At 68.0% G+C, this 23057-nt stretch carries 24 protein-coding genes; 6 read left to right on the top strand and 18 right to left on the bottom strand.

The annotated features are described in order from the left end of the window. Nucleotides 1-50: 50 nt before the first annotated feature. The 4 genes from B9Y97_RS14985 to B9Y97_RS18190 all read left to right on the top strand — a co-directional run bounded on the left by B9Y97_RS14985 (nucleotide 51) and on the right by B9Y97_RS18190 (nucleotide 3613). A complete protein-coding gene (locus B9Y97_RS14985) occupies nucleotides 51-1361 on the top strand; it encodes an HlyC/CorC family transporter (RefSeq protein ID WP_085527502.1) in 1311 nt (436 codons plus the stop codon). Nucleotides 1362-1629: 268 nt separating this feature from the next. Continuing rightward, entirely contained in the window at nucleotides 1630-2025 is a 396-nt protein-coding gene (locus B9Y97_RS14980) for a GNAT family N-acetyltransferase (protein ID WP_254900935.1), read from the top strand. Further along, a complete protein-coding gene (locus B9Y97_RS14975; protein WP_254900934.1) occupies nucleotides 2022-3413 on the top strand; it encodes a DUF2927 domain-containing protein in 1392 nt (463 codons plus the stop codon). Before B9Y97_RS14980 ends, B9Y97_RS14975 begins: the two co-directional genes overlap by 4 nt. A 38-nt stretch (nucleotides 3414-3451) precedes the next feature. Then, nucleotides 3452-3613 (top strand): hypothetical protein, encoded by a 162-nt coding sequence (locus B9Y97_RS18190; RefSeq protein ID WP_176224385.1) that lies wholly within the window; start codon nucleotides 3452-3454, stop codon nucleotides 3611-3613. 29 nt (nucleotides 3614-3642) lie between these two features. On the opposite strand, the gene B9Y97_RS14970 is transcribed toward B9Y97_RS18190, so the two are convergent. The 17 genes from B9Y97_RS14970 to B9Y97_RS14890 form a co-directional block, all read right to left on the bottom strand. Beyond that, nucleotides 3643-3927, bottom strand: coding sequence for a DUF7742 family protein (locus B9Y97_RS14970; protein WP_085527500.1), 285 nt, complete (start codon nucleotides 3925-3927; stop codon nucleotides 3643-3645). 1 nt (nucleotide 3928) lies between these two features. Then, complete coding sequence (locus B9Y97_RS14965; RefSeq protein WP_085527499.1) at nucleotides 3929-7876, bottom strand: baseplate multidomain protein megatron; 3948 nt, start codon at nucleotides 7874-7876, stop codon at nucleotides 3929-3931. Nucleotides 7877-7878: 2 nt separating this feature from the next. Continuing rightward, nucleotides 7879-8331 carry an NlpC/P60 family protein gene (locus B9Y97_RS14960; RefSeq protein WP_085527498.1) on the bottom strand — a complete coding sequence of 151 codons (453 nt, stop codon included), beginning with the start codon at nucleotides 8329-8331 and terminating at the stop codon, nucleotides 7879-7881. Then, entirely contained in the window at nucleotides 8328-9218 is an 891-nt protein-coding gene (locus B9Y97_RS14955; protein WP_085527497.1) for a DUF2163 domain-containing protein, read from the bottom strand. The genes B9Y97_RS14960 and B9Y97_RS14955 overlap by 4 nt, the downstream gene beginning before the upstream one ends. Beyond that, nucleotides 9218-9850, bottom strand: a complete 633-nt coding sequence (locus tag B9Y97_RS14950; RefSeq protein WP_085527496.1) for a DUF2460 domain-containing protein — start codon at nucleotides 9848-9850, stop codon at nucleotides 9218-9220. Before B9Y97_RS14950 ends, B9Y97_RS14955 begins: the two co-directional genes overlap by 1 nt. A 13-nt stretch (nucleotides 9851-9863) precedes the next feature. Then, nucleotides 9864-10526 carry a phage tail tape measure protein gene (locus tag B9Y97_RS14945; RefSeq protein WP_085527495.1) on the bottom strand — a complete coding sequence of 221 codons (663 nt, stop codon included), beginning with the start codon at nucleotides 10524-10526 and terminating at the stop codon, nucleotides 9864-9866. 6 nt (nucleotides 10527-10532) lie between these two features. Continuing rightward, nucleotides 10533-10733 carry a rcc01693 family protein gene (locus B9Y97_RS14940; RefSeq protein WP_085527494.1) on the bottom strand — a complete coding sequence of 67 codons (201 nt, stop codon included), beginning with the start codon at nucleotides 10731-10733 and terminating at the stop codon, nucleotides 10533-10535. Then, nucleotides 10723-11058 carry a gene transfer agent family protein gene (locus B9Y97_RS14935; RefSeq protein WP_085527493.1) on the bottom strand — a complete coding sequence of 112 codons (336 nt, stop codon included), beginning with the start codon at nucleotides 11056-11058 and terminating at the stop codon, nucleotides 10723-10725. Before B9Y97_RS14935 ends, B9Y97_RS14940 begins: the two co-directional genes overlap by 11 nt. A 2-nt stretch (nucleotides 11059-11060) precedes the next feature. Beyond that, nucleotides 11061-11474, bottom strand: coding sequence for a phage major tail protein, TP901-1 family (locus B9Y97_RS14930; protein WP_085527492.1), 414 nt, complete (start codon nucleotides 11472-11474; stop codon nucleotides 11061-11063). 28 nt (nucleotides 11475-11502) lie between these two features. Beyond that, entirely contained in the window at nucleotides 11503-11913 is a 411-nt protein-coding gene (locus B9Y97_RS14925; RefSeq protein WP_085527491.1) for a DUF3168 domain-containing protein, read from the bottom strand. Continuing rightward, nucleotides 11910-12248, bottom strand: coding sequence for a head-tail adaptor protein (locus B9Y97_RS14920; RefSeq protein WP_085527490.1), 339 nt, complete (start codon nucleotides 12246-12248; stop codon nucleotides 11910-11912). The genes B9Y97_RS14925 and B9Y97_RS14920 overlap by 4 nt, the downstream gene beginning before the upstream one ends. Further along, nucleotides 12245-12841: a head-tail connector protein gene (locus tag B9Y97_RS14915; protein WP_085527489.1), complete on the bottom strand. Its 597-nt coding sequence runs from the start codon at nucleotides 12839-12841 to the stop codon at nucleotides 12245-12247. Before B9Y97_RS14915 ends, B9Y97_RS14920 begins: the two co-directional genes overlap by 4 nt. Nucleotides 12842-12998: 157 nt before the next feature. Next, a complete protein-coding gene (locus tag B9Y97_RS14910; protein WP_085527488.1) occupies nucleotides 12999-14207 on the bottom strand; it encodes a phage major capsid protein in 1209 nt (402 codons plus the stop codon). Further along, a complete protein-coding gene (locus B9Y97_RS14905; RefSeq protein WP_085527487.1) occupies nucleotides 14204-14803 on the bottom strand; it encodes an HK97 family phage prohead protease in 600 nt (199 codons plus the stop codon). The genes B9Y97_RS14910 and B9Y97_RS14905 overlap by 4 nt, the downstream gene beginning before the upstream one ends. An 11-nt stretch (nucleotides 14804-14814) precedes the next feature. Then, entirely contained in the window at nucleotides 14815-15999 is a 1185-nt protein-coding gene (locus B9Y97_RS14900; protein ID WP_085527486.1) for a phage portal protein, read from the bottom strand. 190 nt (nucleotides 16000-16189) lie between these two features. Beyond that, the gene (locus B9Y97_RS14895; RefSeq protein WP_139828440.1) at nucleotides 16190-17500 is read right to left on the bottom strand and encodes a DNA-packaging protein; all 1311 of its coding nucleotides are present in this window, start codon (nucleotides 17498-17500) and stop codon (nucleotides 16190-16192) included. Then, complete coding sequence (locus tag B9Y97_RS14890; protein WP_139828337.1) at nucleotides 17466-17819, bottom strand: hypothetical protein; 354 nt, start codon at nucleotides 17817-17819, stop codon at nucleotides 17466-17468. Before B9Y97_RS14890 ends, B9Y97_RS14895 begins: the two co-directional genes overlap by 35 nt. 413 nt (nucleotides 17820-18232) lie before the next feature. Between B9Y97_RS14890 and B9Y97_RS14885 the strand changes: the two genes are divergently transcribed. After that, nucleotides 18233-21343, top strand: coding sequence for a hypothetical protein (locus B9Y97_RS14885; protein WP_085527484.1), 3111 nt, complete (start codon nucleotides 18233-18235; stop codon nucleotides 21341-21343). 11 nt (nucleotides 21344-21354) lie between these two features. Here B9Y97_RS14885 and hppD read toward each other — a convergent pair whose 3' ends face one another. Next, nucleotides 21355-22452, bottom strand: coding sequence for a 4-hydroxyphenylpyruvate dioxygenase (hppD, locus tag B9Y97_RS14880; RefSeq protein ID WP_085527483.1), 1098 nt, complete (start codon nucleotides 22450-22452; stop codon nucleotides 21355-21357). Nucleotides 22453-22584: 132 nt separating this feature from the next. Between hppD and B9Y97_RS14875 the strand changes: the two genes are divergently transcribed. Then, a complete protein-coding gene (locus B9Y97_RS14875; protein WP_085527482.1) occupies nucleotides 22585-23040 on the top strand; it encodes an Lrp/AsnC family transcriptional regulator in 456 nt (151 codons plus the stop codon). Nucleotides 23041-23057 lie beyond the last annotated feature (17 nt).

Here is a 23057-nt window from a genome sequence, read left to right as displayed (position 1 = left end):
CGGCCCCTGCAAGGCCATAGAGAGGCAACCTCACCAGAAAGACAACACCGATGACGCCCGACGCCGCCACCCCCTTTCTCGACACCGCCTCCTGGCTGACCGCCGCCGCCATTCTCGTGCTGCTGGTTCTGTCGGCCTTCTTCTCGGGCTCGGAAACCGCGCTCACCGCCTCCTCGCGCGGCAAGCTGCGGGCGCGGGCCGACAAGGGCGACCGTGGTGCCGAACGGGCGCTCGCGATCACCGAGGACAACGAGCGGCTGATCGGCTCGGTGCTGCTCGGCAACAACCTCGTTAACATCCTCGCGACCTCGCTCGCCACCGCGCTGCTCACCCGGCTGTTCGGGGCCGAAGGGGTGGCGCTGGCGACGCTGGTGATGACGCTCTTGGTGCTGATCTTCGCCGAGGTGCTGCCCAAGACCTACGCCATCACCCGGCCTGAATCCGCCGCCGCGCTGGTCTCGGCGCCGATCCGGGTAGTGGTGCTGCTGTTCTCGCCCGTCGTCTCCGCCGTGCGCGCGCTCACCCGGGGGCTGCTGATCCTGTTCGGGGTGAAGACGGATCCCAATGCCCACCTTCTCGCGGTGCGCGACGAGATCGCGGGCGCGCTCACCCTCGGCCATTCCGAGGGCACGGTGCACAAGGAAGACCGAGACCGAATCCTCGGCGCGCTCGACCTGATCGACCGCACCGTGGACGAGATCATGCTGCACCGCAGCCAGATCGAGATGATCGACGCCGACCTGCCCCCCGAGGAGGTGCTGAAACAGGCGCTGGCCTCGGCGCATACCCGGCTGCCGGTCTATCGCGGCGAGCCCGAGAACATCGTCGGCGTGATCCACGCCAAGGATCTCAGCCGGGCGATGTATGCCGCGCGCGAGGCCGCCGACGGGGCCACCTTCGACAAGTTCGACATCATGGAGGTGGCGATGGCACCCTATTTCGTGCCCGACACCACCACCTTGAACGACCAGATGCGCAACTTCCTCAAGCGCCACACCCATTTCGCGCTGGTGGTGGACGAATACGGCGCGCTGCAGGGGCTGATCACGCTGGAGGACATTCTCGAGGAGATCGTCGGCGAGATCACCGACGAGTTCGACACCTTCGCCGCCGAATCCGGCGTCGCGCGGCAGGAGGACGGCAGCGTCATCGTCGATGGCGCGATGACGATCCGCGACCTCAACCGCGCGCTCGACTGGTCGCTGCCCGATGAAGAGGCAAATACGGTCGCGGGGCTGGTCATTCACGAAGCCCAGATGATCCCGAACGAGGGCCAGACCTTCTCGTTTCACGGTTTCCGCTTCGAGGTATTGGAACGCGCCGAGAACCGGATCGCGACCTTGCGCATCCGGCCGCTCTGACCCCGCCCCATTTTCGCCGTATTGCCGCGGCCGGCTTGTGGCGGGGCCATGCGCAACCACTAGATTTTGCGACGCTCCTGTTTCCCGTCCGGAAACAGCCCGTTTTCCGCCCGATTTCCGCCATTTTTCCCTTCCGCCGAATCGGTTGGCCACCTACCCCTGAATGGGCCTGGGGGGGCGATAACGGTGAAAGCGTATTGCCTTGGGAGACAATACAATTCCTGCCGTCCGCTCGCTGACGCGCGCTGACGAGCCCGATTGGTGCCGGTTGTGGTCGGCCTACCTGGCGTTCTACGAGGCGGACGTGAGCGAGGAGGTCTATGCCACCACCTTTGCCCGCCTGCTTTCGGAGGAGGAGCCGCAGTTCGGCCTGATCGCGCAAACCGGCGGCGTGCCGGTGGGGCTCGTGCACTACATCTTCCATCGCCACAACTGGAAGATCGAGGACGTCTGCTATCTGCAAGACCTCTACGCCGACCCCGCGCACCGCGGACAAGGCGTGGGCCGGGCGCTGATCGAGGCGGTCTATGCCGCCGCCGACGCAAGGGGCGCGCCCTCGGTCTACTGGATGACGCAGAGCTTCAACACCACCGCGCGCAAGCTCTACGACCGGATCGGCGAGGAAACACCGTTCATCAAGTATCAACGGGGGGCGATACAATGACCTTGAAACGCGGGATGATCGTGGGGGCGATCATGGTCCTGGGGCTGGCGGGCTGTGCCGCCGAGCTGCCGCAAGGGGAAGTGACGGCCCGACAGGTGACGTCACGGCAGATCGAAGTGCCGGCGCAGATGCCGCCGATGAAAGCCTTCGCCAGCTCCGGGATCGAACGGCCGATGCGGCCCAACAGCGAGATCGCCGCCGATTTCCTCGATCTGTCCTTCCGCCTCGAGAGTGGCCGCGCATTGCCGGTGTTCACCCGATTCGAGGGGCCCGTCACCTTTGCCGTGACCGGCCGCGCGCCCGCCAGCCTGCAAACCGATATCGACCGGCTGCTGACCCGGCTGCGCATCGAGGCCGGGATCGAGATCCGCCAGGTTTCCGGCGATCAGGGCGACATCACCGTCGAGATGATCACCAAGCGCGAGCTGCAGCGGCTGGTGCCCAGCGCCGCCTGTTTCGTCGCCCCCAACGTGTCGAGCTGGGCGGAATACAAGGCGGCGCGTCGCACTGCGCAAACCGACTGGGCCTCGCTCACCGAACGCAGCCGGATGGCGGTATTCATTCCCGGCGACGTGAGCCCGCAGGAGATCCGCGATTGCCTGCACGAAGAGGTCGCCCAGGCGCTCGGGCCGGTCAACGATCTCTACCGGCTGCCCGACAGCGTCTTCAACGACGACAATTTCCACAACGTGCTCACCGGCTTCGACATGCTGATCCTGCGCGCCTACTACGCGCCGGACCTGCGCTCGGGGATGTCCCGCGACGAGGTTGCCGCGCGCCTGCCCGGCCTGCTCGCCCGCCTCAATCCCGCCGGCGGCGACGGCACCCCGCGCCCGATTGCGGCCACCCCGGCGGCATGGAAACACGCGATCGAGGAGGCGCTCGGCGGCACCGCGGGCCCACAGGCCCGCCGCGATGCAGCCCGCCGCGCCGTCGATCTCGCCCGGGTCCACAACTGGCGCGACCACCGGCTTGCCTTCTCGCTCTACGCGCTTGGCCGGCTCCACCTCGGGGTGAATTCCGATATCGCGCTGGCAGCTTTCCGCGACGCCGAGGCAATCTACCGCACCTCGCCGGCCACTGCGCTGCACGCGGCGCACATGGGCGTGCAGATCGCCGCCCATGCGCTTTCCCTCGGCAATGCCGAGACCGCGATTCGCATCGCGGACAGCTATCTCGGTGCCGTGACCAGGGCAGAGAACGCGGTCCTCCTTTCGACGCTGATGATGATCAAGGCGCAGGCGCTCGAATTCCAGGGCCGCGACCCAGAGGCGCAGCTTGTCCGTCTCGACAGCCTCGGATGGGCACGTTATGGCTTCGGCTCGGAGGCGGCGGTTGGTGCCCGCCTCGACGAGATCGCCGCCATCGCACCGAGCGGCAGCATCTGACACCGGGGGCCAGGCCCCCTTGGCCAAGGGGGTCCGGCATGATCATTCTCGCGTTCGCTCTGCTCGGCGCCCTGATCGGCGGCTACACCGCCCGGTCCCGGGGCGGCAAGGCGCTCGACATCGCGCAATATGCCGCCTCCTATTCCCTCGCCTTCGCGATTATCGGGCTGTTCATCACCGTTTTCCTGGTGCGCGGCTGAGGGTCAGCGCAGCCCGGGCGATCACCCCGTCAAACCTCCGCCCGGGCGATCAAGCCTTCCAGAACCATGACCAGGCAGGCCGCATATTCGCGGTCGTCGAGGTAGGGTTCGCGCGCCCGCGGATAGGCCATTGCCGCCGACATCAGGCTGCCGTTGCCCCAGAGCGGGTGCGCTCGCCCGCTGGCACCGCGAAAGCGATCGGCAGCCTCGGCCTCGCGCAACAACCGTGCAACGAGCGCCGCGCGGGACCCGGGTGTTGCGGCCAGCAGGGCGCGGGCCGCGGTGCTTACATCGCCGTGCAACACCCGCCGCATCTCACGCTGCGATCTCGATACGGCGGAACGGCCCGGCACCCCAGACCTCCGAGACCTGCGCCACCTCCACCGCGAAGGGCAGTTCCACGCCATCGGCGGCCTGCATCGCGGCGCTGTAGCTCCATGCCGGCGCAGTCACCGTGGCCTCACGCAAGACGTCGAGCCCGGCCATCACCCGGACCCGGTAGCGTTCCTGGGTTTCGCCCAGCGGCACCTCTTCGGCAAACCAGCTGTCGCCGTCGATCCGGGTCCGACGTAGCCAGCTTACCTCCAGATCGCCACCGCTCCAGCCCGCCCTCAGATGCACCGGCGCGTAGGGGCGCAGCCCGACACCGGAAAAGGCATGAACCTCATGCACATAAGTCGCGTCGTCATAGCCGCGCGCGGCCGGACCGATGCGATAATGCCGCTCAAGTCCGCGTTGGCCGAGCGCCTGGGGCAGTTGCGCCACCGCGCTGTCGAGCAGCACCACGTATGACCCGACCGGCCAGACCTCCGGCATGGTTGCATCGCAACCCGCCTGCCCGCGCAAACGACCACTGATCTCCCACAGCCCCTCCCCCACAAGCTCCGCGGTGGTGAACTGGAACACCTCCCAGTTGTCCGGCGCGCCATCGCCGATCACCGCCGCGTTCGCGCCGTTCAGGACCCGCTCAAGAGAGGCCGAGGCGAGGTCGCCCGTCGTCATCCGAACCCGCAGAACCGGGCCACGGTCGATCACGCCGGGACGGGCCCGGGCGAGCACCGTCTCGGTCACCCCCACGCGCGCCGGGGCACCGAGACGCGTGACAAAACCGTAGCCGTCGTCCTCGGCCGCGCGGTAGACCGCGACCGGCCCGGGCCAGGGCAGCGCGGTCACCGCGAGATAGGGGGCGTGGGCGATCTCGTCCCCGCGCAGCAGGGGAAGATCAAGAAACAGGGGCAGAACCGGCACCGGCGGCGTGAAGGCCGGCATGTCGGCCTCCAGATCGAGCGCCTCGACCGGCTCGAACACGCTCGGTTCGACCCGCACCGCCTGCACCAGCGCAACCTCGCCCTGTTCGACGTGATCGAGGCGGAAATTCCCCGCCCCCTCCGGCAGATCGAGTTCGACGACATCGCCCGCCATGTTACCAAGCCCCGAGGGCGGCAGCGCAAAACGTGCGCCGTCGCGCGCGACCCGCGCTTCGGCAAGCCAGCGCTCGGTGATCGCCCGGCCCTCGCCGGTGGTCAGAAGCAAGGGCATTTCGCTGGTCGAGACGGCGAGCGTCGGCTCCTCGGGATGGATCGCTTCCGCCGCGCGCACCCCATAATCGCGCCCGGCCTCGACAAAATTCAGCCGGACCCGCCCGGCCACCTCGGCCTCGGGCGCACGGCTGTACTCCACCGCGCCTTCGATCTCGTCATGGAGCGCCAGCCTGTCACGGTCGATCACCCGGTCGGCAAGGCCGGTGCGCGAGAAAAACCGCAACATCCCTTCGCGCTCGGCGGCCTCGAAACCATAGGCCAGCATCAGCGGCTGGAGCGCGTTGCGCCCGCCGGTGACGGCGTCGATCACGTAGCCGCGCACCAGCCCGTAGAGTCGCGCAGTATCCACCGGGGCCAGCCCGGACGCCGCGCAGACCTCTTGCACCACCGAGGCGAGCGAGCGGTTTGTCGCGCGCCCGTTCAGCCAGTGCCCGCGCGCGTAATTTCCGCCATCCGACCAAAGCGCGCCGCTGCGCGGAAACCACGGAAACGGCCGGGCGTCCCACGCCCAGATATGGGCGCGGCTCATGTCGAGCATCTGAACCCCGGTCTCGAGGTCGGTCGGGTTGTTCGCCGGATCGGCCCAGAACTCGTTCAGCGCACGCAGGTATTGCATCTGGATGAAATCGTCGCGCTGGCCGCTGGAATACTTTGGCAGCTTCGATTCGGAGCTTTTCGGGTCGAGAAACTTGTTGGGCTGGTTGGTGCCCTTGTCGATCGCGGCGCAGCCGATCTCGGTGAACCAGATCGGCTTGGAGCCCGGCACCCAGTCGGTCGGCTCGGTCTGGCGCACCCCGCCGATCCGCTCGTGATGGGCATTGCGCCACCAGTTCGGCAGATCCTTGTAACGCCAGACCCAGGGCTCGTCGTGGTCCCCGTCGGTAATCGGCGTGCGGCGCTGGAGCGCCTCGGCCTCGGGCGCGTGATAGAACCAGTCGTAGCCCTCGCCGCCGAGGATATTGGCCTTGAGGTAATCGAGGTTGTAGATCGAGCCCCAATGCGCGTCCGCATGGTCGGGGCCATCGCGCCAGTCCGACAGCGGCATGTAATTGTCGATGCCGATGAAGTCGATGTTATCGTCACCCCAGAGCTTGTCGAGGTGAAAGCGCAGATCACCCGAGCCGTCCTGCGGGTGGTAGCCGAAATACTCCGACCAGTCGGCGGCGTAGGAGATCTTCACCTCAGGCCCCAGCACCGCGCGCACATCCGCCGCAAGCTGCACCAGCCGGTCGACGGCGGGAAAGCTCCCGCCCGGCCCCCGGATCTGCGTGAGCCCGCGCATCTCGGAGCCGATCAGGAAGGCCTCGACCCCGCCTGCCGCCTTGCAAAGATGGGCATAATGCAGGATGAACCGCCGATACGACCATTCGTCCGGTCCGTGGTAACTGATCGTGTCGCCCTGCAGCGAAAAATCGCCCGGCTGCGCGCTGCCGAAAAACGCCGCGACCTGTGCCGTTGCCGCCGCCGTTCCGTCGGGCGAGCCATCGCGGCCCGGAGCCGCCGAAAGCGTGATCCGCCCGCGCCAAGGCAAGGCCGGCTGTCCGGCCGCGCCGGTCCAGGGATCGGCAAGCCCATTGCCCGCCATCTGCGTCATCAGGATGAACGGGTAGAAGGTCACCGCCTTGCCCGCGCCCTTCAGCGCCGTGATCGCCTCGATCACCGATTGGTCCGTCGGCGTGCCGCCATAGACCGGACGGCCGCTCTCAAGCGGCACCAGACTGGCGGCTGAACGCGTGATCCCGGCCACGCGCCATGGCATCTCGTGGCCGTCCTCGACGTGCTTTTCCACCTTCGGCGCAACCTCGCACTGCCCGCAGCGCAAATCGTCGCCGAACCAGCTCACCACCAGCGAGCCGGATTCGAGGTTGGGCAGTTCGCCGGTGAGCATGTCGAGCGAGGCGGCGAAATCGGTCTTGCCGAGCGGCGTGTTCTCGTTGGCCGGGCGCTTTTCACCGAACCTGTCGCCGTAATGCACCCGGCTGGTGGCCAGCGCATATTCGCCGGTGCCGGGGATGATTGCCACCGCCCGGGTGCCGCGCGCGATCTCGGCCGGCTGATCCGGCCCCTCGGGCCGGAACACCTCGAAGTTGAACACCGGCACCCGGTTGCCGAACGCGGTAATGTCGAGATCCTCGATCACCACGTAAGCCGTGCCGCGATAACCCGGCACGTTGCCCGTCCCCTCCACCGCCTCGATCTTCGGATCGGGCCCTTGCGTCTCGGTGCCGGTGTAGACGCGGATGCCCAGGTTCTCCGCGGCCACTTCCTCGCCATCGGCCCAGACCCGGCCAACGCGGGTGATCTCGCCTTCGCACAGCGCAATCGCAATGCTCAAGCTGTGGCGGTATTCGGTGGTGCGCGCGGTGGTGCCGGCCCCGCTGCCGCCACCGAACATACCGCCCTTGCCCGAGCCACCCGACCCTTCTTCCGTGACGATCGCATGTTCGCGTACCGGGGATGTCCAGATCACCTGGCCGCCGATCCGCATTGCTCCGAAAACCCGCCGAACCACCGCGCCCTCGGAAACGCCGGTCAGGCGGAACCGGTCAACCTGGCTGGTTTCGACGGTGTCCGACCCGCCGCCCATGATCGCCTGGTCGATGAGCGAGCCGGCAATCGCCCCCACGGCGCGCCCGATCACCACCGAGCTCAAGCCCAGAACGCCACCGCCCACCGAGGCGCCAACCGCCGCGCCGACCGCCGAAAGAACGATTGTCGCCATCTCTAACCCCTTTCAGGAAAACGAAAATACGCCACGATGCGGCGCGCCCAAGGCGGCGTGAGCGGGCTTTCCAGCACCGCGTGCCCCGAATAGGCGTGAATGAAGCTCGGGGCCGCGCCGGTCTCGGCGAGAATGCCGAGATGCTTGGCCACGGCGCTCCGGCGCATCCGGAAAACAAGCAGATCACCCGGGCGCGCGGCATCGGCCCCGACCCGCCGCAGCAGCGCCGCCGCCCCGTTCAGCAGGGCTTCCTCGCCACGCGCCTCGGCCCAGTCCGGCGTATAGGGCGGCACCTCGACCGGCTCGCGCCCGATCACGTCGCGCCAGACCCCGCGCACCAGCCCGAGGCAATCCGCCCCCGCTCCCTTGCAGGAGGCCTGATGAACGTAAGGCGTGCCGATCCAGCCGCGCGCGGTGGCGACGATCCGCGCGCCCTGCCCCGAAGGCGCCCTCATTTGCCACGCCCTTGCGATCCGGTCGTCGATACGTCCCGCACCCGGATGTTGATCGCCTGGTCTTCGCCGGGAATATCGGGAAAGCCCCGATAGTTGATGAAATTGGCGAACTTGTCCTTGCACGTCGTCGGGCGCTTGTCGCAGCCTGCCTCCAGCCGCACCTCGTCACCCGGCGCGATATCCGCGCGCAGGCTTTGCCACAGCTCGATGTTGCGCAAACCGTCGGCCAGCCGGTCGACCTTGACCGTCGCCACCAGCCCCGCGGCAGACCCGCTCAGCACGACCAGCCGCCCGCGCGCAAACCAGCCCTCGGCAAACCCTGAAAGACCCGACACCCGAAACCGCTTCTGCGCCGCGTCGGCGAGCACGACGCCAACGCCCGAATAGGCCGGGTCGGAGAGATCGACCTTGCATCCCGCATCGCCCAGAACCGCCGCACAGGGCACCTGGTAAACCCGGCCCTGGGCCCGGTTCAGCCCCTCGGAGAGCCCCACGAGCTCGGCCCGGAACGCCCCGCCGCCGCGCGTGATCTCGCCAAGCTGGCCACGGAACAACACCTGCCGCTGATCCGGATCGGCCCAGTTCACCAGCCAGGCAAGCACCGCGGCCCCGTCGTAACGCCCGGCGCGAATATCGGCCTCGGTCACCGCCAGATCCGAGAGCGCGCCGAGCGCCTCGGTGTTGTCGATCGAAAGCCCGGTGGTCTGTTGCAAGGCCCGCGCACTCAGCCCGGTGTCGGCCCGGAAGGTGATCCCCTCGAAGCCGATATCGCGGTCGTGATCGGTAAACCCCAGCACCAGCCCGTCGCGCCGCGTCAGCGCCCAGCACCGGGCGAGCGTGGTCACGCCGCTGGCCAGATGCGCGCCGAAATCCGCCGCCATCGCCATCAGACCCGCACCTCCACAACCGGCACGCTCGGCACGTCGCCCGCCTTGAACGAGGCCACCGAGGATTCGATCCGGTCGGTGGCAAAGCGCACCGGCACGTCGAACTCGAACCCCGCCGTCACCTCCGCCCCCGCCGCCGGGGGGCTCATGAAGGTGACGATCCCGGTCGCGGTATCGACCTCGTAATGCACCGTCTCGATCTGGGCGTCGCCGTGCAGCCCGAGCTTCACGCTGCCCGTCACCGGCTTCTGGATCGGGCGGGTATAGCTGAACTCGCCAGAGCGATAGGTCTTGACCATTTGAAACGCCGTGGTGCTGCCGTCGCCCGTGGCGATGAGCTGGTCGCGATAGTCCACCTCCTGCGACGGCGCGCAGGATTTGAAATCGGCCCAGTCCTTCCAGCGAAAGCCGAACAATTGGCCGCGCCGCGCCTCGAAAAAGGCGATCAGGGTTTCCAGATCGTCGAGCGAGCGCATGCTCACACCGGCGTCGTAGCGGCGGCGCGAATGCGCCCAGGGCGTGTTGCGTTCCTCGTAGCCATTGGCCAGCGTCACTACCTCGGTGCGCCGCTCCGGCCCGCCCACCGAGCCGAAACTCAGGTTCGCCGGAAATCTTATCTCGTGAAAATTCATGATGTTATTCCCCTCAACTGAAGCGATTTCCACGCGCGATGGCGCGGCTCACCTGCGCTGCGATCTGCCCCTGCGAGCGCCGGAACCCCATCACATCGGGGGTCGAGATATGCATCGTGACATTGACCGGCCGGCCGCCGCCTTCAAGCTGCACGCCGAGCTTGCCGTTGGCACCGCGCGCAAGCGGCATGATCGCCTCCGGGCCGGCTTCGCCCATCAGCCCACTGCCGCCGCGCATCGGAAAGGCAACCGGGCCCGACACCACGCCCCCGCGCGCAAACGGCATCACCCGGCCCTGGCTGAAGGCACCGCCCTTGGCATAGGGCAGGAGCGCGTTCATCATCCCTCCCACAGCCTCGGCCAGAAGACCGCCGGCATGGTTGGTCACCGGCCGCACAGAGGCGTCATAGACCGTGTCGATCATCGTCTGGCGCAGCGACCGGAAGGCGTCCGACAGCGTCATCGACCCGAAAACCAAGCCGTCGAGAGCGTTCTTGAGACCTCGGCTGAACCCGCCCGAAAGCACGCCCACATCGGTTGAAAGGCGGTCAACACTCGCCCCCATCCGATCCAGTTCGCCGCGAAAACTCGCGGTCAACACGCTGGCACTCTGCAGGCTGCCCTCCAGCGCCGCCAGTTGATCATCGAACCCGTCGATCCTGTCCAGATCAGCCATATCTCGTCACTCCGTTTCCTGCCCCGACACGCGGTCGGGAAATGCCCGTGCCAATTCTTCAAGCCGAGACCGCCCGAACCGCGCCGCGGCACCATCCACCCCCAGCATCAGCATCAGTTCCGCCGGGGTCAGCGCCCAGAACTGGGCCGGGGTCAGTCCAAGGCCCCGGAACCCCAGACGCATCAACCCGGCCCAATCAAACTTCATCGCCCTCGCCCTCGCCCGGCACCGCGAAGGCGCGCGCCAGAAGCCGGCCCGCCGCGCGCGCCGCCTCAACCGGCCCGCCGGAGATCTCGGCCGAAACCAGATCGGCCGCGCGCCCGCGCCAGCCGCCGCCGCGCAGACCCGCCACGATCAGCGCCAGAACGTCACGGGTGGAAAACGCCTCGCTCTCGAAGCGTTCCACCAGCGCCACCAGCGAATCCGCGCCGAGGCTGTCTTCCAGCTCCGCCAGCGCCCCGAGCGTGAGCTTGAGCAGGTGGCGCTCGCCGTCGATGGTCAGCGCGACTTCGCCGGTCCAGGGGTTCGCCATGCTCAAAGTGCCGTGAACAGGAGCGCGCCCGCCGAGGCCATGCTGATCTCGTAGCTCGCCTCGCCGTTGTGGCTGCCCGCGTATTCCAGCGCGGTCACCATGAACGGCCCCTCGATGATGCCGAAATCGGGCACGATGACCTGGAAGCCCGGCACCTCGCCGTCGAAGAAGATCTGCCGCGCGCGCGCATCGGTGGCCGCGTCCTTGAACACGCCCGAGCCCGAGATCGCCGCCGATTTCACCCCGGCACCGCCGAGCAATTCGCGCCATCCGCCCTGGCTTTCCAGCGAGGTCACATCGACGGTTTCGGCGTTGAAGCTGATCCGCGTGGCGCGCAGCCCCGCGATGGTTTCGAAAGAGCCCGCATTGTCCATGTCGAGCTTGATGAGAAGGTCCTTGCCGTTCTGGGCAACCATGGGATATCTCCGTGATATAAAGGGGTTGTCAGTCGTCCTGCACGCGTGCGCGGAACACGAGATCAATCCGCCGCATGTCGGCGTCCTGCACCCGGCGCGCCCGCGCCCGGTGGAAGTTGAGATAGACCAGCGCGCCGCGCGCGAGCGCCAGATCGGCATCCACCAACGCATCGGAAATCGCTGTTGCCACCGCCTTGGCGGCGCTAAACCCGGCCGCGTCGGTCACCACGCTCACAGTGATCTCGTGCAACGCGCCGTGGCCGGTCTTGTCGGAGGCCTCGCGCACATCTTCGGGGCCGAGGCTCACGTAGGTGCCCGCCACCAGGCCGGGCGGCACCGCGTCGTAGATCGCGCCGCCCACCAGCGCGGCAAGGGACGCGTCGGCCTGAAGATGCTGGTAGACCGCCGCTTGCAGCGCCGCCGCCACGCCATAGGTCATTGGCTCACCTCCTCATGCGCGAAGCAGGTCAGGTACCGGGTGCCCCCGTCGGCCTCGGTCACCGCGAGAATGCGCAGGATCCGATTGCCATCGCGAAAGCGCTGTTCGGGCCGGGGTCGCGAAGGCGCACCTTCCGGGGAAGCGCGCAGGGTGATGCGCAGCGGCACATTGGCAACGGTCAGGGTTTCCAGCGCCCGCTCGCGCCCGGTGCCGGGCCGAATCTCGGCCCAGTGTTCGCCGAGGGGCACCCATGTGACGGTGTAGCCCCCGGCCCCATCGGCCAGTCGCTCGGGCGTCTCGAGAATGAGCTTGCGGTTCAACAGGGGCGGTTTCACAGCGCACCCCCGCCAAACAGCCGCATCGGGCGATAGCGCGCGATCAGCGCCTCCACGCCTGCGGGCATCGTCGCCTCGCCGGCACCGGCTCCACGGTCTTCATAGTAGCGCGCCGCAAGCAGGAACACCGCCTGCGCCAGATCGGCGGGCACATCGCCCCAGTCCGGGCCGAACCCGGCCTCGAAGCCGATCACCGCACTGCCACCGACCGGGATCACCGGCAAGGTCAGGCCGGTCGCAACAAGGCGGGGGCGCTGCATGTCGGCCTCCAGCCAGTAGCGGCCGGCATCGACCACCTCTTCGCCGCCAAGCCGGTCGGTGATGGTGAGCGCGGTGATCGCGCTCACCGGTGCCACCGGCAGGGCCTGCGCGCCAAGGTCGCGCCAGGCGGTCAGGGTCCAGGCAAAGGCGCGCGCGATCAGCGCCTTGCCGGTGCGTGCCTCGATCGCCGCGATCGCCGCGCGCAGATAGGCTTCCAGCACCGCGTCCTGCACCCCGTCATCGGCAAACCCGGTGCCCAGCCGCAAATGGTCTTTGAAATCCGCGACCGGCAGGGCCGCGCCCGGCACTGAGGTCTGCTCGACTAACATCATGGAACTTCTCCGAAATTCGGGCCCCTCGCATCGCAGGAGTGGGCGCGCGCCGCCTGCGTCGCTCGGACGGAGGGGGAGCAGCTAGACAACGCAGAACCAGAAGGCGCGCGCCCACGTTCCGCCCCCGCCAACGGCGGGCGCGGAGCCGGTCACCGGATCAGAATGCCGAGAACTTCAGCAGCTTGATCGCCGCGAAATCGCTCACGTCGCCGCCCACGCGCTTGGTCGCGTAGAACAGCACATGCGGCTTGGCCGAGAACGGATCGCGCAGGATCCGGGTATCGGGGCGTTCCGCCACGGTGTAGCCGGCGGCGAAATTGCCAAAGGCGATCGCGGTCGCATCGGCACCGATCTCGGGCATGTCCTCGGCGATCAGCACCGGGTAGCCCAGCAGCCGCGCCGGGTCTCCCGCCGCGAGGCTGTCGGACCACAGGAAGCGGCCGTCGGCATCCTTCATCTTGCGCACCGCGCCCGCCGTCTTCGAGTTCATCACGAAGCTCGCGCCGGCGCGATACTCGGCATCGAGCGCATAGGCGAGGTCGATCAGGGCATCGGCGGGATCAATCGGGTCGAAGCCGCCCGAGGTGCCGGTGGCGATGTAGCCGAGCGCGCCCCAGGTCCAGGCGTCGTTGTCGACCGTCGGGTGGGTGAGGAAGCCGGTGGGCTTGTCGACCCCGTCGCCGTTGATGAAGGCATCGGCCTCGGCGCGGGCGAACTTGTCGGCGATCCGGCCCGCGAGCCAGCCCTCGATATCGAAGGCGCTGTCGTCGAGCAGGCGCTGGCTGGCCTTCGGCAGCGCCGAAAGCTCGTGCAGCGGGATGGTGATGCGCTCGATCGAAGGCGTCGCGGTCTCGCCCTGCGCGCCGGTCTCGCTGGCCCAGCCAGACCCCACGTCGCCGTGGTCGATCAACACGTCATAGGAGGTGGCTTCCACCTGCACCACGTTGGCGACCGCACGGATCGAGGCGGTCGAGGCGAGCACGCTGGCAATGCTGGCCGCGGTCTCGGGATCGACAAGGTAGCCGCCGTCCGAGGCCACCGCGGTGTTCAGCGCCTTGCCTTCGAGCACGAGGCCGCGCAGCCCGTCATCGTCGCCGCTGCGCACGTAAGCCTCGAAGGCCTTCTTGTGCGGCGCGCCGGTGTCGACATGGGAGGCGAGCACGGGGCGCGCGCCAGCGGTGGTGTGGGATTTCCGGTCCAGCATGGTCAGTCGCTCTTCTTGTTGTTGAAGTCTTGTTGCAATGTCGTCTTGAAATGACTTGATATCACTCACGAAACCGGCAAGGGCGGTCTTCACCTCCTCGGTCGGAGACAGGCCCGCGGATGCGCCCGCACGGCCCTGAGCTTTGGTCTCTGTCTTGCTCATGGAATGTCCTGTCTTGAGGGTTCGGATCTGGCTCGGTCGCGGGCCAGCAGATGGCGGGCATCGTCGATGACGCGCGCCATTTCGCGCAAGGCGGCACCGTCGGGGCTGTCGCCCTTGGCCCCCACCCGCGCACTGGGCAGCATCGGGAAAGTCACGAGCGACACCTCCCAAAGCTCCAGCTCGGTCAAGAGCCGCTGGCCCTTGTCGTCCTTGGTGGCTTTCACCGTGCGATAGCCGATCGAAAGCCCGTCGATGGCACCTGCCGCGATCAGCGCCGCGGCCTCGCGGCCGCGCGCGACATCGGCAAGGATGCGGCCCTTCACGTGCAGCCCGCGCGCATCCTCTCGCACCTCGTCCCAGACGCCGATCGGCTGCGCCGGGTCATGCTGCCAGAGCATTTTCACCTGGCCGCCCTTTGCCGCAAGCGCGGCGAGCGAGGCGGCATAGGCTCCGCGCTGCACCACGTCGCCGCCCCGGTCGGCCTCGCCGAAATAGCTGGCATAGCCCTCGATCCGCAGCCCGCCCTCGACCGCCTCGGTGGCGCCCAGCGCCACGAACTTGTGTTCAAGCCCCAAAGGGGTGTGCGTCTCGTTCATCCTGTCGGTCCTCATTCGGCGGTGTCATCGGAAAGTTTCGGCAGGCCGAGCAGCGTGCGTTTCTCGCCCGGCGTCAGGAAATCGGCTTCCGCCACGCGCCGCCACTGCTGGTCGCGTTCAGCCGCCAGCGCCGGCACCTGGTCGAGGTCGGGTTTCAGCGTCACCGCCGCGCCGGAATGGCTTGAGAGCCAGTGCCCCAGCGCAGCCGTCACCTTGCCTACCATCGGCAGCACCGTGAGCCGGTAGAAGGCGCGGTTGGCCTCCTGGTAATTGGCATAGGTCGCCTCGCCGGGCACCCCAAGCAGCATCGGCGGCACCCCGAAGGCGGTGGCGATCTCGCGCGCCGCCGATTCCTTGGTCTTGTGAAATTCCATGTCGGAGGGGCTGAACCCCATCTGCTTCCAGTCCAGCCCGCCCTCCAGCAACATCGGCCGCCCGGCATTGCGCGCACCCATGTGATAGGCTTCCATCTCGGTCAGCAGCCGGTCGTATTGTTCCGGGCTCAGCGTGCCCTCGCCATCGGCGCCGCGGTAGACGATCGCCCCCGAAGGCCTTGCCGCATTGTCGAGCAGCGCCTTCGACCAGGCCGAGGCGGCGTTGTGCACGTCGAGCGCGCTCGCCGCGGCCTGCAAGGCCGACAGGCCATAATGGTCGTCCTGCGGGTGAAAGCTGCGCAGGTGGCAGATCGGCGACGCGCCCTCACCGACGTGAAAGCGGTGTTTCTTTGCGCCCACGGTGTAGTCATAGGCCACCGGCCAGCCATCCGCGCCGGGCACCAGGCTCATCCGGTCCGAGCGCAGCACATGCAGCTCCACCGGCTTGCCCTCGCCGTCGCTGACCGCTTCGACATAGGCATTGCCGGTGAGCAGAAGCTGGCCATAGAGCGCCTCGAACAATTCCGCCCTGCCCTGCAACGGGTTGGGGCGGGTGATGAGATCCAGAACCGGGTGGCTCTCGAACCGGCAATTCGCATCCTGAAGCACCAACGGCAGCGCGGCGGCGGCCTCGGCGATCAGCTTGACTGCGCGAAAGCCCACCGGGTTGCCGGCAAAGCCGGTGCGGGTGAGGCTCACCGAGTCGCGCGGGCTCCAGGCCACCCGGCCCGAGCCGTGGTAGGCAATCACCGGGCCGGTGGCCGAAGCCTTGACCTCGGGGGGCTGCGCCTCCGCCCGTTTCAGAAAATCGAAAACCGCCATGCCGCCTCGCTCCTCGTGTCTCGTCTCATGTCGCGGGGCCAGCCCGAAACCGGGCAAACCCTTCCCGGCCGCCCGGGGTTGCCCCCTTGCGCCTTCGCATCTGTCGTTGTCTCGAACCGCGTCGCTGGCGGGCCACGCCCCTTGCCTTGTCGCGATGGAGGCACTCTCGCAGCCGGGGTTAAAAAAGCCTTTAACCCAGCGCGCGCAGCCGCGCCCGGTGCCCGTCGTGGCGCGCGGGGGCAATCAGCAGTTCATGGATTGCCCAGACCAGCGCATCCACCCGGTCGGGGCTGCCCTTGCCCTCGTAGCCGCGCGCCGTCATCCGGCACATCTGCTCTTCGAGCTCGGCCAGCCCGCGCAGATGCGCCACACGGCCCTGCTCGTAGAGCGCCGCCACCGGCTCGGCACGCGCCACTTTCCCCCGGCTCGCCCGCACCGCGCGAAACGGTGCCAGCGGGTCGATCTGGCGGATTACCTCGGCGACGAGATCGCCGCCCTGGTTCACCTCTGCTACCAGCCGGTCGGCACCGTGGCGGGCCATCGCATCAAGCGCCGCCTCGGCCCAGCGGGTGGGCGTCGCTGCCGCCACCGAGGCATCTTCCAGCACCACCGCGCGCCAGGCCGAGGGCGGCCCGACGGTCACCGCGCCGACCACCACGATCCCGCATTCGTCGCTGCCGGCATGGCCGGTCACCGGCGGGTCGACCGCCACGACCACCCGGCTGAAGCTCTCCGGCGGTGCGTCGAGCCGCCCCGCCTCCAGCCGCGCCGAGGTCCAGAGCGCCCCCTCGCTGTCCTCGATCAGGATACCTTCCAGCTCCTGCCGCCCAAGCCGGGTTCCGCCATAGCGCGCCCGCACCTCCTCGAGAAAACTCGCGGCAAGGTTGGCCCGGTTCGCCTCGGTCGGGGCATGGGTCGTCACCGTCGTCGGATTGGCTAGCAACGCCTTCAACACGCCGACATTGCGCGGCGTGGTCGTGACCACCTGTTGCGGATGCTCGCCCAGCCGCAAAGCAAATTGCAGCATGTCCCAGGCTTCTTCCGCCCGCTTCCACTTCGCCAACTCATCCACCCATGCCGCGTCGAACTGCGGCCCGCGCAGGCTCTCGGGCTCATGCGCCGAAAACACCTGCGCCACCGCGCCGTTAGGCCAGACCAGCCGCTTGCGGGTCGCCTCCCAGGTCGGGCGGCGGTCAGGCGGCGAGCAGGCGAGAATGCCGCTGTCGCCGAATACCATCACCTCGCGCACCTGGTCGAGCGTCTCGCCCACCAGTGCCACCCGCCGGGCGCGGCCGGGATCATCCGGTTTCGCGCCCTCCACCCGCATCCGCACCCATTCGGCCCCGGCGCGGGTCTTGCCCGCGCCACGGCCACCGAGGATCACCCAGGATCGCCAGTCGCCCTCCGGCGGCAACTGGTGCGGCAGCGCCCAGAACTCGAACAGCCAGGGCAGCGCCAGAAGCGCCTCATCCCTCAATCCCTCCAGAAACTCCGCCTGCATCTGCGGACTTGCGCAGGCGAGCCAGTCGGCACCCGATTTCAGCGCGGGCGGCATCGAGGTCGAGCCCGTCTCCACGCCGGTTTGATCCGTCTTTTCCGTCGAATTTTCCAATGCGATGCCTTTCCTCGAATACCGTTTGAATCGCCTTGCGAAGGTCGATGGCCGCGGCCTTCGCCTTCACATCCGCGCCGCTGCTCCGAGCCGCCAATTCCTCAATGATCACATCCAGTTCGCGCAGGATGCGCTCGACCTGCTTGTCGGCCAGGTGCAGCAGGTTGCCCTCGCTGCCGTCAGTTGTTCCCGGGCTTTCTTCGTTCATTCTTGTTCTTGCCTCTTGTGGTGGGATTGCCCTCGCTTGCCTCCCCGTGCGAGCGACACGAAAAAGGCGGCCGCGGGCATCCGCCCGGGCCGCTCGTTCATGTCTTCCAGCTTGACAAGGAAACTACCTTAAAGCGCACGGTATGTCAAATTTGCCCGCCATGATTGCGCCCGCCCTGCTAACAGTTTTTCAACATTTTCCCCCTGCGCCCGGCCGCGTCCGGCATCATGCCCGGCCACGATTCTTCCTTTTTCTGGCGCGGCTTGCGCCCCGTTCCGGGGTGATCGGAGAGAACCCGCCCAGCAGCCCGCAAACGCCTTGCTTTCGCTTTCCTTGCGCCGATTCCTGCGATAGGGTCCAAGCGGCGTCCGGAGGCAACCGGGTGCGAAGGGACGACGACGGCTCGCTGATATATGAAACCGAATTTCGCGCTCGATCTCAGCCATGAGGGCATCAACCTGCTGCATCGCGGCAAGGCGGGGTGGACGCTGGTCGGCAGCGTTGCGCTCGACGATCCCGACATGGGCGCGCGGCTCGACGATCTGCGCCGCAGTGCCGCGATGCTGGAGAGCGGCGGTTTCACCACCAAGCTGGTCATCCCCAATTCGCAGATCCTCTACACCACCGTCGATGCCGCCGGTCCCGACGATATCGCGCGCGAGGTCCAGATCCGTGCCGCGCTCGACGGGCTCACGCCCTACGCCGTTGGCGATCTGGTGTTCGACTGGCGCGCCGAAGGCGAGCGCGCCCGCGTCGCTGTGCTCGCGCGCGAAACCATGGACGAGGCCGAGACTTTCGCGTCGGAATACAAGTTCAACCCGGTGAGCTTCGTCGCCCGCCCCGGCCGCGGCGAGTTTTCCGGCGAGCCGTTCTTCGGCAAGACCCGCGCGGCCACCCGCCTGCTGCCGCCGGGCGCGCGGCTCGAACCCGACGCCACGCCGCTGCCAAGCAATCCCCGGGCGCTCGAACTTTCCCCCGAAGCGCGGGTTGCCGCTTCCGAAGACGAAGCAGGGGCAAAGCCTGCACCCGAGGCGGAAGCCCCGCATACCGCCCCCCTGCCGACCGAGCCCGCCGCGCCAGAAGGCCGCGCCGAGGCCGACGAGACCAAGCCGGAAAACGCGCCGGCGCTCGCCCCGGAAGCGCCGGTCCCCGATACCGCCCCGGCACCGCCACCGAAACGAAAACCGCGGGCCGAGCGCGGCGAAGCGGGCCGCGTGTCGGCTCCCCCGCTCGCCCCATTCCCGCCAACACCCGATGAACTGGCCGCGGCACCCAAGGTTCCGCCGCGCAGCATCGCGCCGGTGTCAAGAACGTCGAAGGTGCCGCGCTCGGCCGGGCCGAAGCTCGAAGCGCCCACCAGGTCGCGGCCCGAAGCCACCGATGATCCCACCGAACCCCTCTCGCCGGCTGACAAAGCGCCGCCGCCTTCAACCGCGCCCCGCACCGAAGCGCCGGATGCAGCGCAAGACACGCCGTCCGAAAACGCGCCATCGGACGCCAAGAGCGCGCCCGCCGCCTTCCATTCACGCCGAACCGGCGCGCCGCACAGCCCGGAGGCACCCTTTGCCCTCGGCGAGCAGCATCGCGCGGCCACGTCCCAGAACGGTGCCCACGCCAAGCCGGACAAGACCGCCGCGGCCGATTCCGAAGAACCTGCGGCATCGACCGAGGGCACAGCCGAAGAACCGTCCCGCAAAGTCATACCGCTGCCACCCGCCGTCACGCCGCCCGTTGTCAACGCCCGCGCCGGCATGGCCGAAGCGCTGTCGCGCCCATTGCCGAGCCCCGACCAGCCCAGTGAGGCGCCTTCAGGAAAGGGCAAGCTGTTCGCCGGTCTTCTGGGGGCCGCCCGGGGCGTGACGGAGCAGGCGGGCAACGGCTTGAAATCCGCAGCCAAGACCGCAAGATCCCGCGCCGAGGCACGCCGGGCCGCCAGCGAGGAAGCCGGCGACGATACCGCCGCCGAAGCCCCCGCAGAGACCGGCAAGAAGGACAAGGCCGCACCCGCAAGCCCGCGCAAGGGGCTTGCCAGCCTGTTGCGCAACGTCAAGTCGAAGGAGCGGAGCGAGCTGGAATCGCAACGCGCCCGCGAGGCCGAGGCGCTCACGGTTTTCGGCGCGCGAAAGTCGCAAGACACCCGTGGCAGACCGAAGTATCTCGGCCTGATCCTGACCCTTCTTCTCTTGCTGGCCATGGCCGTGCTGGCGGTCTGGTCAAGCTATGTCATCGACGAAGGCGATGTGACCCTGTTCAACCCCGAACCCGACAGCATCGCCGCAACCGAGCCACCTGCCAGCGCCCCCGACCTGCCAGACGAGACACCTCCCGCGCCCGCTGCCGATCCGCCAGCCGAACCGCCAGCCGACGATACCGCCGCGGTGCTTTCACCCGAGGTCGCCGCGGCGCGCTATGCCGCCACCGGCATCTGGCAGCGCGCGCCCGAGCCCCTGGCCGAGCCCGAGACGACCCGTCTCTCGACCCGCGATCTCGCCGAGCTCTCCCCTGCCATTGTTGACCGCCCCGCCCTGCCCAGCCTGAACGAGCTGTCGGGCGCTTCGCGCGACGCACTCCTGGCCACGCCGGTACCGCCCCCGCCGCCGGGCACGAGCTTCGATCTCGACGAAAACGGTCTTGTCCAGCCCACCCCGGAAGGTGCCCTCAGCCCGACAGGTATTCTGGTCTTCGCCGGCCCGCCCGCGCGCGTGCCTCCGCCGCGCCCCGGCGACCTGCCCGACGTCGCGCCGCCCGTCGCGCTGCCCGATGTGCCCAACCTGCGCCCGCAACCGCGCCCAAGCGATTTTGTCCCGCCTGAAAACCCAATCACACCCCCCAATGTGCCCGCACCGGGCACGGACCCGGAAGGCGCGCCTCAAACCGGGTCCGAATCCGAGGCACCGTCGCAATCAACGCCGGAACTCGATGAGGATGACAATGCCGCGCTCGTCCCGGAAGGGGAAGACGACGCGGCCTCCGGGATCGCAACCACGCTCGCCGCCGCCCCGCGCCCGGCACCGCGCCCCGCTGATCTGGTTGTGTCCACCGCCACCGCCAGCGCCGCGATCGACGCCGCGGTATCCGACGCCGTCGCCGCCGCGCTGGTCAATCCAACCGAGCTTGCGATCGCCACTTCACGCAAGCCGAGCGCGCGCCCTTCGAACTTTGCCTCGATCGTGGATGCCGCCCGCGAAGCCGCTTCCGATGGTTCCCGGGTTGCGGCCGCGCCCGCCGCGACCGCAACAGTGGCAACGGCGGCAAGCGTCGCGCCCGCGATCCCCACCAGCGCCAGCGTCGCGACACAGGCGACGGTGAAAAACGCGCTCAACCTGAGGGAAATCAACCTCGTCGGGGTTTACGGCACGTCGAGCGCCCGCCGCGCCCTCGTGCGGATGAAGAACGGCCGCTACGTCAAGGTCGAGATCGGCGACCGGCTCGATGGCGGCCGCGTGACATCGATCACCGCGACCGAGTTGACCTACCAGAAGGGCAATCGCGCCTTCAAGCTCGGAGTGCTTCCGCTCGGCTGAGCCGGTGCGGTTCACTCCACGCCGCTCAACTCGCCGCTCTCGATCTGCTCGCGCTCGATCGATTCGAACAGCGCCTTGAAGTTGCCCTCGCCGAACCCGTCATCGCCCTTGCGCTGGATGAACTCGAAGAAGATCGGCCCGATCACGGTTTTCGAGAATATCTGAAGCAGGATGCGGGTCTCGCCGCCGCCCAGCACGCCTTCGCCGTCGATCAGGATACCGTGTTTCTTCATCCGCTCGATCGGCTCGGCGTGGTCCTTCACCCGGTCTTTCGACATCTCGTAATAGGCGTCGTTCGGCCCGGGCATGAACTTCAGCCCGCGCGCCGCGATGGCATCGACCGAGCCATAGATATCCTCGGTGCCAACGGCGATGTGCTGGATGCCCTCGCCGTTGTATTTCTTCAGGTAGGCCACGATCTGGCCCTCTTCGCCCCGGTCCTCGTTGATCGGGATGCGGATCTTGCCGCAGGGGCTGGTGAGCGCCCGGCTGTAGAGGCCGGTGAACTTGCCCTGGATGTCGAAAAAGCGGATCTCGTGGAAATTGAACAGGCGCTGGTAGAAGTCGAACCAGAGGTCCATGTTGCCCCTGTGCACGTTGTGCGTGAGGTGGTCGAGGTAGTAGAACCCCACGCCTGCCGGGTGCGCATCGTCCAGCCAGTCAAACTCGGCGTTGTAGGGGCTTTGCTCGCGGTAGGCGTCAATGAAATAGATCAGCGAACCGCCGATGCCCTTGATCGCGGGCACGTCAAGCGTCTTGCCGGGGCCGTCATAAGGCTCCGCGCCGTTCTTCACGGCATGATCGAAGGCGTGGCGCGCATCCGCCACCCGCCAGCCCATCGACGGCGCACAAGGCCCGTGTTCGGCCACGAACCCGGCGGCATGGCTGCCCGGCTCCATGTTGATCAGGTAGGAGATATCGCCTTGCTGCCACAGTTCCACCGCCTTGGACTTGTGCGTGGCGACATGGGCATAGCCCATCTGCGCGAAGAGATCGCGCAATGCCTCCGGCTCGGGGTGGGCAAACTCGACAAATTCGAATCCATCGGTCCCGGCGGGGTTCTCCGGCGAGATCTCGGCGGGCGGGGCGTCATGCGGGAAAGGGCCCATGCTATTCTCCTGTTCGCAGTGTCTTGACAGATTGTCGCACCCGGTGCGAGAATTTCACGCGAACTGCGCTGGATTGGGCGGATTTTTCGCCTGCTTCGCGCATAAATTCCAAACTTCACGCGAGATTTCCGCATGCCCGACGAGATCGATTCCCGCCTGCTCGACATCCTCCAGCGCGATGCCACCCTCACCGCCGAGGCGCTCGGGGCAAAGCTGGGCCTCTCCGCCTCGCAGGCCGGGCGGCGCCGACAGCGGCTTGAAGATCACGGCTATATCCTCGGCTACCGCGCCCGGCTCGACCCGGCCCGGCTTGGGCTTCAGGTTCAGGGCTTCGTGCAGGTCCAGATGGCCAGCCACGACCCGGAGGCCGCCCGCGCCTTTGCCCGTCTCGTGGCCACGCGGCGCGATATCGTGTCAGCCTGGACCCTCACCGGCGAGGCGGACTACCTCCTGCGCGTGTTCTGCGACGATCTTGCCGGGCTCAACCGGCTGATTCACGAGGTGCTCCTGCCACACCCCGCCGTCGCCCGCGTGCACAGCCAGATCGTCATGGACCAGCTCAAACCCGACGCCCCCCTGCCGACCTGAGGGCGTTAACCGGACGA

It is taken from the genome of Maritimibacter sp. HL-12 (assembly GCF_900177545.1).
In the GTDB taxonomy this organism is placed as follows: domain Bacteria; phylum Pseudomonadota; class Alphaproteobacteria; order Rhodobacterales; family Rhodobacteraceae; genus Sinisalibacter.
This window is presented reverse-complemented; position numbering and strand designations above follow the sequence as displayed.